Annotated in this window: 12 protein-coding genes; all 12 read right to left on the reverse strand. The window is 34.8% G+C overall.

Features of this window, described 5'->3' with window-relative positions:
• Window positions 1-14: 14 nt before the first annotated feature.
• Window positions 15-680 (reverse strand): cytochrome-c oxidase, cbb3-type subunit II, encoded by a 666-nt coding sequence (gene ccoO, locus CDOM16190_RS09685; RefSeq protein ID WP_170020505.1) that lies wholly within the window; start codon window positions 678-680, stop codon window positions 15-17.
• Window positions 681-682: 2 nt separating this feature from the next.
• The gene (gene ccoN, locus CDOM16190_RS09690) at window positions 683-2,152 is read right to left on the reverse strand and encodes a cytochrome-c oxidase, cbb3-type subunit I (RefSeq protein ID WP_170020507.1); all 1,470 of its coding nucleotides are present in this window, start codon (window positions 2,150-2,152) and stop codon (window positions 683-685) included.
• 113 nt (window positions 2,153-2,265) lie between these two features.
• Window positions 2,266-2,943, reverse strand: coding sequence for a response regulator transcription factor (locus tag CDOM16190_RS09695; protein WP_170020509.1), 678 nt, complete (start codon window positions 2,941-2,943; stop codon window positions 2,266-2,268).
• A 3-nt stretch (window positions 2,944-2,946) separates the two neighbouring features.
• Complete coding sequence (locus tag CDOM16190_RS09700; protein WP_170020511.1) at window positions 2,947-4,170, reverse strand: PAS domain-containing sensor histidine kinase; 1,224 nt, start codon at window positions 4,168-4,170, stop codon at window positions 2,947-2,949.
• Window positions 4,163-4,834 carry a sulfite exporter TauE/SafE family protein gene (locus CDOM16190_RS09705; protein WP_170020513.1) on the reverse strand — a complete coding sequence of 224 codons (672 nt, stop codon included), beginning with the start codon at window positions 4,832-4,834 and terminating at the stop codon, window positions 4,163-4,165. The genes CDOM16190_RS09700 and CDOM16190_RS09705 overlap by 8 nt, the downstream gene beginning before the upstream one ends.
• Window positions 4,835-4,840: 6 nt before the next feature.
• The gene (locus CDOM16190_RS09710; RefSeq protein ID WP_170020514.1) at window positions 4,841-5,287 is read right to left on the reverse strand and encodes a carbamoyl-phosphate synthase domain-containing protein; all 447 of its coding nucleotides are present in this window, start codon (window positions 5,285-5,287) and stop codon (window positions 4,841-4,843) included.
• Window positions 5,287-5,838 carry a DUF507 family protein gene (locus tag CDOM16190_RS09715; protein ID WP_170020516.1) on the reverse strand — a complete coding sequence of 184 codons (552 nt, stop codon included), beginning with the start codon at window positions 5,836-5,838 and terminating at the stop codon, window positions 5,287-5,289. The genes CDOM16190_RS09710 and CDOM16190_RS09715 overlap by 1 nt, the downstream gene beginning before the upstream one ends.
• Window positions 5,839-5,929: 91 nt before the next feature.
• A complete protein-coding gene (locus CDOM16190_RS09720; RefSeq protein WP_170020518.1) occupies window positions 5,930-6,517 on the reverse strand; it encodes a MotE family protein in 588 nt (195 codons plus the stop codon).
• Entirely contained in the window at window positions 6,514-6,942 is a 429-nt protein-coding gene (locus CDOM16190_RS09725) for a flagellar export protein FliJ (RefSeq protein WP_170020520.1), read from the reverse strand. Before CDOM16190_RS09725 ends, CDOM16190_RS09720 begins: the two co-directional genes overlap by 4 nt.
• Entirely contained in the window at window positions 6,939-8,189 is a 1,251-nt protein-coding gene (locus CDOM16190_RS09730) for an adenylosuccinate synthase (protein ID WP_170020522.1), read from the reverse strand. The genes CDOM16190_RS09725 and CDOM16190_RS09730 overlap by 4 nt, the downstream gene beginning before the upstream one ends.
• Window positions 8,190-8,211: 22 nt before the next feature.
• Window positions 8,212-9,084, reverse strand: coding sequence for an ATP phosphoribosyltransferase regulatory subunit (locus CDOM16190_RS09735; RefSeq protein ID WP_170020524.1), 873 nt, complete (start codon window positions 9,082-9,084; stop codon window positions 8,212-8,214).
• Between the two features lie 13 nt (window positions 9,085-9,097).
• Window positions 9,098-9,935, reverse strand: an 838-nt coding sequence (locus CDOM16190_RS09740; RefSeq protein ID WP_170020526.1) for an EAL domain-containing protein, incomplete at its 5' end; no start/stop codon positions are given.

Below are 9,935 nucleotides of genomic sequence, written 5' to 3' on the forward strand. Positions count from 1 at the left end.
TCCAAGATTTTGCCTTATTTCAAGCTATTTAAGTATGCGATTATAGCGACGATTTCTCTTATCTCGCCTCTTGCAAACGCATCTTTTACTTCTTGATTTTTCATCTCATCAACTATCATTTGAGCCTGCTCTTTTACTATCGCTTGAGTCTCTTCCCAAGTACCAAGCTTAGGCATTCCCTCCATATCATAAGGAACATTAAATACCTTTTTAGTAGTCAAAGCTTCGCCATAAGCTGTCTCAATATCGGCATTGTTTTTAAACATATGTTTATAGGCTGGCATAATAGAGCCAGGAACTACAGATGTAGGCTCTAGCATATGATTTTCGTGCCAATCGGTTGTGCGGTAATTTCCGACACGTTTTAGATCAGGACCTGTTCTTTTAGAACCCCAAAGATGAGGGCGATCGTAAGCATATTCACCGCTTAAAGAGTACATACCGTATCTATCGGTCTCACTTTTAAAAGGACGAATCATCTGTGTATGACAGGCGTTACAACTATCCTTCATATATATGTGTTTGCCCGCAAGCTCTAAAACTGTAGGAGGCTTTATACCCTCAAGAGGTCTAGCGCGATTGGCGAAATCAGGTAAAATTTCGATAATTCCAGCATATGCTATAACTAAAAAAACAGCAACGGCAAAAAAGAATGGATTTTTTTCTAACCAACTAAACATCTCTACCCCCTTACGCCCGCAGGACTTGCGCTAAATGGCTCTTTAGTAAGTTCTTTAGCCGACATTGACTTATATATATTGTAAGTAAATATAAAAAATCCTACTAGATATAAAAGTCCGCCTATAGCCCTGATCCAGTAATATGGAATAAGTACCGTAACAGTATCTATAAATGAATATGCAAGGTTACCAAACTGATCTGTAGCTCTCCACATCATACCCTGAGTAATTCCGGCTATCCACATTGATGCAAAGTATAAAACTATACCTGTTGTTTGGATCCAAAATTGAACTTCCATCAATGATTTTGAGTAAATTTCACGCTTCATTACGCGAGGAGTCATATGGTAAAGTGCCGCCATAGTCATAAATCCAACCCAACCAAGTGTGCCATCATGAACGTGTCCAGGAATCCAATCTGTAAAGTGTGCAAGAGCATTTACCGACTTAATAGATAGAATTGGTCCCTCAAGAGTTGAGAACATATAAAACGTTGAAGCTAAAATCATAAATTTAATTAACGGATTTTCACGTATCTGAACCCATTCGCCCTTCATCGTTAAAAGCATGTTTATAGCAGAGCCCCAAGATGGCAGTATGAGAACTATCGAAAATACCGATCCCATAGTCTGCATCCAATCAGGCACCGTAGAGTATATCAGGTGGTGTCCGCCAGCCCAAAGATAGACAAACATAAGTCCCCAGAAAGCAAAAAGCGATAACTTGTATGAGAATACCGGCTGTCCGCTCTCCTTTGGGAGGAAGTAGTAAATTTGAGCGATTATCGCGACTGTAAATACGAAAGCAACCGCGTTGTGTCCGTACCACCACTGAACTAAGGCATCATTGGTTCCTGCATACATAGAGACAGAATGCCACCAGTCGCCGTATCCCGAAACAAATTTCGTAGGAACCGCCATATTATTAAACAGATACAGCATAGCAACACCAAGAAATGTCGCTATATAATACCAAAGCGAGATATAAAGCGTCTTTTCGCGGCGAATTCCGATAAGTCCGAATATACTAACACCCCAAAGAACCCAAACAAGAACAACTCCTATATCAAGAGGCCATTCAAGCTCCGCATACTCCTTTGAAGTACTAACTCCGGCAAATAAACTTATCACCGCAAGAACCATCACAACCATATATAAATAGAAGTGAAATTTGCCGATAAACATTAAAAACGGCGATTCGTTCATAGAGACCTTTAGCACCCTTTGTCCTATATAATACCAGGTCGCAAATATACCAGAAAGCATAAATCCAAATATAACTCCTGATGTATGAAGCGGTCTAAGACGACCGAATGTCCCATACTCTCCGGCAAGATAATTTAGATCGGGATATGCCATCTGAAATGCTATTATTACGCCGATAGCCATACCGATGATGCCAAATAGTATTGTAGCAAACATAAAGTACTTAGCTACGGTATAATCGTAGTTTAATGCATTTGATGGTCGCATCAAAACCTCCTTTTCAAATTTGTAAATAAAAATGTAACTAAAATGGTATTTTAAATTAAAAAATATATATCTATTCTTAAACGAGTGAAAAATTTATATATTTAATTAAAAATTCATTTTAAATCTATCTTGTATCCAAGACCCGGGATATTCTTTATCAGCTCAGCTCCGATCTTATCCCTAACTCTTTTTACAAAAGTTCTTATGGCAGCATCACTTACTTTCTCACCTACCCATACGATATTTTTTATCTCCTCTATCAAAACCAAAGTCCCGAGTCTTTTGACAAGAAGAGAGACAAAAGAGAGCTCTTTTTTAGTCAGAGCTATCTCTACTCCGTCCTTTACTAAGACTCTTTTTGTTTGATTAAATGAGTATCTATCAGTAATTTTTATTAAATTTGCTCCCTCTATTTTTGATTGAGCTATATTTATAAGAGTTGCAAAAAGCTCATCCATATCAATAGGCTTCATTAAATACTTATCGATACCGACATCAATAGCTTTTAGCAGCCTCTCCTTTTCGCTAAATGCGCTTAAAATAACGATAGGAGTGTTTCTGGAGATGATTTTAATCTCTTTTGACATATCAAGTCCGTCCATTATAGGCATAGCAATATCTGTTACCACAATGTCTGGATTAAATTTCTTAAATTTCTTTAACCCTTCATCGCCATTGCTGGCTAAAATAACCTTTCTAAATTCATTTGCAAGAATTTCACCCATAGACTCTCTAGCCCCACCTTCATCCTCTACTAAAAGTATTGTAAGCTCTTTTAAATTTCCTACCACTATCTATCCTTTATCCATATATGGAATCTTTATTGTAAAACAAGCTCCAAATTTATCATTTTTTACACTAACTTTTCCATTCATATTCTCAATTATCATCTTAAGCATATAAAGTCCTATTCCGGTACCGGAACTTGGATGCTTGGTCGTGAAATATGGCTCAAAAATCCTATCCATTATCTCATCTTTTATACCGCCGCCATTATCACTAACCGTAATAACTACAAATTTATTTTGTTTATATATAGATATTGTAACAGCTTTTTCATTATTTACATCTTTCATTGCATCTTTTGCATTAGAAAGAAGGATTATTAGCGCTTGAGAGAGTTGAGAATTAAAACCCAATACTTCGCTCTCATCTTTTATAGAAAAGTCTATCTTAATATTATCTTTTTCATATGTGCCTTGAACCATTTTCATTGCATTTTTTACGGCAATAGAGGGTAAAAAGAGCTCTTTTTCTCTATTTATCGCAAAAAAATTTCTAAAATCCTCTATGGTTTGAGACATATTTTTAATAATTCGCTTTGAATCATCATAATCTGTCTGAAATCTTGAACTGTCTTGAGCTAAAAACGCCTCTTTAAACCTAAAAAGCATTATACTAAGCTCGTTTAGAGGCTGTCTCCATTGATGAGCTATGTTAGCTATCATCTCACCCATTGATGCTAGTCTTGATTGAAAAAACAACATCTGGGTCTTTTCCTCATTCTTTTTTATCTCGGCCTCAACCAGACATTTTAAATTTTGATTTAAATTTAATAGCTCGGCAGTCTGTTCTTTAACTCTATTTTCAAGGTTTTGATTTAAATCCTCAAGCTCTCTTTTTGTCTTTAAAAGTTCATTATTTAAATTTATAACATCAGTTACATTATGCCTAATAGCTACAAATTCCTCAATATCTCCATTTGGATCCAAAATAGGAATAATCGTAGTATTCAGATATATATCTTTGCCATCTTTAGTAAGATTTCTAACTATACTTTTATGAACTTTCTTGGCTAAAATCGTATCCCACAAAATTTTAAAAGTCTTTTTAGGCACATCAGGATGACGAACTATATTGTGATTTGCTCCTATGAGCTCCTCTCTGCTAAATCCTGAAATTTTGCAAAATTCATCATTTACAAAGGTTATAATACCGTTTATGTCGGTTTTTGAAACAATATTACTGGCCTCAATAGCATCTTGATACTGTCTAAATCTAGTCTTTATATCATCCATTTGTCGCCATAAATCCTATAAAAGATATATAAATACCGTAAATAATCACTACTAATCCGGATAGATAGAGCATAAAACTTCTAAATTTATCGTTTAAAAATTTTAAAATCAAAGTGTAAGAGCTCATCATAACCAAACTAACCATACCAAAAATGACCATTACCAAAGCACCATTTATTGCGCTTGCTGTCGAGATAGCAATAGCTAAAAAATAATACACTACCCCACAAGGTATAAGTCCGTTTAAAAACCCAAGCACTAAAAAACCAAATTTCATATCTTTTGAGATTATCATTTTGATTTTTAAATTTATAAATTTATAAATAGCGGAATTTCCCTCTAAAAAATTTAAAATTTTGCCGCGTTTTATAAGAGCAATACCCAAAATAACTAAAAAAACACCAATTATAAAGAGAAAATAACCCCTTGCCTTAAGAGATAGCGCAAAAAGGCTACCAAATGCGCCAAAAAGCGCTCCAAGCAAGATATATGCGCTAACTCTAGCCGCATTATACCCGACTATCGCAAATATATTTTTTATTTTATTTTCTCGGTTTACAAGAGTCGAAAGAGCCACCATAAAGCCCCCGCACATACCTATACAGTGTCCTATGGAGCTAAAAAAGGCAACGCTTACAATAGATATTATTGTGGCATTATCCATATAAATTTAGGATCTATTATCTAGCATCTGTTTTAAATCATTAGGATTTGAAATTTCTGTCGATATAGCAGCTCTTATCTCGCCTTTTTCACGAATAAGCGTGGTTAAAAATCTAGTATCTATATCATAAACACCGAATTTTCCATTCTCTTTGAAAAACTCATCCAAATCTTTTGTAGCTCTAAAATTTGAAGGCATCTTATTAAAAGATCGTATCAAAATAGAGCTAGCGTGAATTTTATCACTGTTAGAATCTTCATTGTTTGTACCAACTATACCGATCTCAGGAGATGTAAAAACTATGAATTTTCCATCATAACTAGGATCTGTTATAATTTCTTGATATGCTGTAAAGCTTGTATTAAAAACCATATTAGCAACCGCGCTTCCGCCTTTTCCGAAAGCTTTAGCCTCTAAAAATACGCCGTTTTCAAGATATATATAAGCTTTCATTACAGCATTCCCTTTTTTCTTAACTCTTCTTCATAAAGTCTTTCAAATACTATATCGTATTCTTCGGTTCCTGGTATAAGCTTTCTTTTGTAGCTATCGATTTTAGAGATTACAACATCTTCAAGCTTTTCATAGATTTTTATATAGTCTTCAATGGAGCCGTAAATCACATTTTTTACTCTATTTTCAGATACACTATAGTCCATCAATCCCTTTTTCCAAGCGGCTTCAAGAATCAGGTGGGCTATATTATTAAATCTATCTTCGTAAGCCAAAATTACATCATAATCCTTTGCAAGCTTTTTCTTGACTAGCCAGAACATATTTTTTCTATCTACTTGCATGAATTCCATTTCGTTTTCATTTTCTTCTAAAACCTGATTTACCCGCTCTTCAAGAGCCTTTTCGCGTTGCAGATCACTATCTAATATCTCTTTTGCAAGCGCAGAGAGCGGTTCAATGCCTTTATTTAAAGTAACAAATCCTGAATTTAATAGATCAATTGCAATCTTTTGCGATATATATGGAGTGTGTGGCAGTTTAATACGCATTTTTACCTCTCTTTTTTAGTTTGGATTTTAACTAAAAAAAGGTAAAAAAAGGTTAAATTCTAACTCATAAGAAACACAGATATTTATAAAACTATAAATTTAGTAAATTGCCAGCCGGTCCTTCAAGCTTAATGGACGAATCAATTTTATTATCTTTATCTTTTTTTCCAAAAGGTGGGCCTTGCTTGATTAGAAGAGTTATTTCAGACGCCACAGCAGGCTCCATTTTAGCCATTATAGAAGAGATTTTTTTAGGAGCTAAAGCATACATTATGCTTGCAGCATTTATCCTATCCATAGCACTTAACACATCTGCCGCGGCCTGATCTTTCATCTTTCCGTATGCTTCGCCAACTTTATCAGTTGTCATTGTTTTAATCTGAGACAAAATTTCATCATTTCTTTTTACTAAATTTTCTATATGAGCTTTTTGTTCCTCTATTTTAGCCAAAGTCGCATTTATATCACTCTCTTTTTTGCTTAGCTGTGCATTTCTCTCTCTAAAAATAGCCTCGCTTGACGCCCTAAAGGCTTCAAGTCCTTGCTTCTCCTCATCTATTCTCTCTATTTCTTTTATAAGCTCACCCTTTCTAGCCTCAAATATAGAGACACAATCAACGGGAACTTCAGCTCCAAAAAGAAATAATGCGAATATAGATAAAGATAAAATTTTTCTCAAATCTCACTCTCTTTTAAATAGGTATATCTCATAGTAGCAAACTCATCAATAGAATTTTGCTCAAGCTTTTTAACTCTAGCAAGCTCCGCTTTAAACTCTTCGCTCTCAAGATATTTCATCTTCTCATATTCTAAGCTTGCGTTTTTATACTGATGCTCAAAGTGCATTATACTTTTCTTAACAAGCTCAAGCCTTTGAGAAAGTATGTCTTTCTCTTTTCTGATCAAATTTAAAAACTCTAAAGAGCCTTTAAGCTCGGTAAATTCACCATTTGAAGGTAGCTTAAAAGAGGCTATTTTCAAATTTGTATCATTAATAAAATTTTCTATCATACCAGCTTCAGACCTGCTTTTAGCAAGCCTGAGACTGATTTTATCTAAATTTTGTTTTTTTACTTTTACAATCTGAGTAAATTTACTCTTCATCTAACAATAGTATCTTCTCTTTCTGGGCTGGTTGATATTATGCCAACCTTTGTGCCGGTTAGCTCCTCTATACGCTCAATATAGGCCTTTGCATTTTGCGGCAAGTCGTCAAATTTACGAATTCCCTCAACCTTATCCCAGCCTTCAAGCTCTTCGTATATAGGCTTAACATTTTCAAGATCTGTAGGAAAATAATCAATAATCTCACCCTTATACTCATAAGCCTTACAAATTTTCACCTTATCAAAGCCATCTAAAACATCAAGCTTCATAACAGCAAATTTATCCACTCCATCAAGTCTTGCTGCATATTTTACAGCTACTGCATCAAACCATCCGCAACGTCTTTTTCTACCTGTAGTAGTGCCAAACTCTTTGCCTGTTTCGCACATTATATCGCCATCTGTACCAAAATCCTCGGTAGGGAAAGCCCCGTTTCCAACACGAGTAGTATAGGCTTTGATTATGCCTATTACTTCACCTACCTCTTTTGGGCTAATGCCTATTCCGCTACAGCTTCCTGCGCTTATAGTATTTGAGCTAGTTACATAAGGATATGTGCCGTGATCTATATCAAGTAGAGTTCCTTGCGCACCCTCAAGCATTATTTTTTTATTACTATCAAGCGCTTTCCAAACCATCTGAGTAGTGTTTGCAATAAATTTTCCAAGCTCTTTTTTATATAGTTTTAGCTCGTCCAAAAGTTCATTTTTACTAGGAATAACAACACCTAAAGTATCAAGAAAGCTCTTGTTCTCGCTAAAATCATTCATTAGATCATCGCATAGTTTTTCAGGATCCAAAAGCTCTCCCATTCTATGACCGTTTCTGCTTATTTTATCTGCATATGCGGGACCTATTCCTTTACCTGTCGTTCCTATAGCGTTTTTACCTTTAAGACGCTCTTTTGCCTGATCGATTAAAGCGTGATGGCGCAAATTTAGATGCGCCTTATCGCTTATAAAAAATCTTCCTTCAAGAGCTTCAAACTGCTTAATTTCTTTAACTAAAAATTCAGGGCATACGACAACTCCGTTGCCTATTATATTGATTATATTTTTATGCAAAACCCCGGAAGGAACCAAATGAAGAGCATATTTAACGCCATTGGTCCATATTGTGTGACCGGCATTATGTCCGCCTTGGCATCTGCAAACCATATCGTAGTTGGCACTTAGCATATCTACTATCTTACCCTTACCCTCATCTCCCCACTGCACGCCTACTATCAGATCAGCTCTATTCATCTTAAATCCTTCAATAAATTCTTTATATATTTTTATCTTTTAAATTTTCTAGCAAAGCATCCACATAGACGCCAAAACCGCTACTTTTAATACCGTCTATTTCGTAATTTCCACCGCCGCTTAATATATCATTACCACTTAAAAACCTAAAAAATAGTTTATCGTAATATCTCATCTTTGAATAATATAGTGGAACTATTCTTAAATTTTCGCATTGCGACAGCTCAGCCACTCTTTTTATCTCGTTAAGAGGCTCTTTTAGCTCATCTGGAACAATACTATAAATTTCATCTATCTCTCTTACGCTATTTACAAAAGCAAGTTTTTTGAGCCACTCCTCTTTTTGATTCAAAATTTTCTCTATCTCTCCATGCTCAAATATGGATATAGGCAGATTTAAAAGCCTGCAAACTATATGCGGTATTTCGATATGGCTTATTTGAAGATGAGGCTTAAGTCCTAACTTATCGAATAAATTTTTAGCCATTTTTACGCTTATGGCAAGATCCGTTTCGCCTATTAATTCTGCACCTATCTGATGAAATTCGCTACTAGGATATTTAAAAACAGGCTGAATGTAAAACCATCGTTTTGGTTCGGTATCCTTAAGCCTTCTAAGGACTATTCTCACGACATCTACGGTACTGTCGGCTCTTAAACTTACTTGGTTATTGGCATGATCGCTAAATCTAAGTAGCTGAGTTGGAGATACGCTTAAGTGTTGATGATATGAAAAATATGGAGTTACAATCTCGTGAAATCCATTTTCCAACAAAATTCTACTAGCGAGATTCTCAATGTCCCTTTTTAAAGTCGCTATCTTCCCAAAATATAGTCTGCTTCCGACAGGAATTTCATGTTCATATACCCTGCCTTCAAAATTTTTAAATTCCATAAATTTTCAGTCCTTACTCTAAAGTCAAAATCTTATCACGCTTATCTTTTAATTTAACAACAAGCTTTGATATACTTTGACCTTGCTCTATATTTGTTAAAATTTGCATAATTATACCTGTTGTCTCAACATGAATAGACACTTTATGAAAATCTGAAATATGCTTTTTATAGGATTCAACCATCAATTCACTATAATTTCTAGCAAATTCTTTTGTATCAAATTTGTTAAAATTTGAAGCGCTTAACATATCAAGCAAACTCTTTATCCAGCCCTTATGCATAACGGCTAAATTACACAATACAAGCTCACTCTCTTTAAGAGCCTCTATATGCTTTAATTTGTCTGGAATTTTATATGTTTCAAGCCAATGTTTAATTCTTTCAAGCCTCATCGGAGGAGCTATATATCCTCCTTGCAAGTTGTGATACCCCGCCTTCATAAGCAGATACATACTCTCGGATGTCTCTACTCCCTTTGCAATGGCTTCTTTTAAAAATATATTAGATAAAGTAAGAATTGATTTTACTATAATCAAGCTATCAGCCTCTTTTACCACTCCCAGACTTAAGTATTTTGAGACTTTTAATTTATCGGCATAAATATTTTTTAAATTTTTAATAGAAGTAGATTTTGAACCGAATTGATCAAGTATAAGAGATATACCATAGCTTTTATAAGTATTTAAAATTTCATTACTATCAATAGGCTGCTTAAATGAAGAGGCATCTTTAATATTAAGCTCAAGCATGTGAAAGTTATTGTGCTCTCTGCTTTCGGCAATAGAATGAAATTTCTTTATAAAGTCTGATCTATGAATAAGCTCTAAGGTTACATTTACGCTAACTTTT

It is taken from the genome of Campylobacter sp. RM16190, assembly GCF_012978835.1.
Classification (GTDB): domain Bacteria; phylum Campylobacterota; class Campylobacteria; order Campylobacterales; family Campylobacteraceae; genus Campylobacter_A.

What these genes read in the sequence shown, in the direction of transcription:
- ccoO (WP_170020505.1), bottom strand. Translation starts at nt 680, where the DNA reads ATGTTTAGTTGGTTAGAAAAAAATCCATTCTTTTTTGCCGTTGCTGTT.
- ccoN (WP_170020507.1), bottom strand. Translation starts at nt 2,152, where the DNA reads ATGCGACCATCAAATGCATTAAACTACGATTATACCGTAGCTAAGTAC.
- CDOM16190_RS09700 (WP_170020511.1), bottom strand. Translation starts at nt 4,170, where the DNA reads ATGGATGATATAAAGACTAGATTTAGACAGTATCAAGATGCTATTGAG.
- CDOM16190_RS09705 (WP_170020513.1), bottom strand. Translation starts at nt 4,834, where the DNA reads ATGGATAATGCCACAATAATATCTATTGTAAGCGTTGCCTTTTTTAGC.
- CDOM16190_RS09710 (WP_170020514.1), bottom strand. Translation starts at nt 5,287, where the DNA reads ATGAAAGCTTATATATATCTTGAAAACGGCGTATTTTTAGAGGCTAAA.
- CDOM16190_RS09715 (WP_170020516.1), bottom strand. Translation starts at nt 5,838, where the DNA reads ATGCGTATTAAACTGCCACACACTCCATATATATCGCAAAAGATTGCA.
- CDOM16190_RS09725 (WP_170020520.1), bottom strand. Translation starts at nt 6,942, where the DNA reads ATGAAGAGTAAATTTACTCAGATTGTAAAAGTAAAAAAACAAAATTTA.
- CDOM16190_RS09730 (WP_170020522.1), bottom strand. Translation starts at nt 8,189, where the DNA reads ATGAATAGAGCTGATCTGATAGTAGGCGTGCAGTGGGGAGATGAGGGT.
- CDOM16190_RS09735 (WP_170020524.1), bottom strand. Translation starts at nt 9,084, where the DNA reads ATGGAATTTAAAAATTTTGAAGGCAGGGTATATGAACATGAAATTCCT.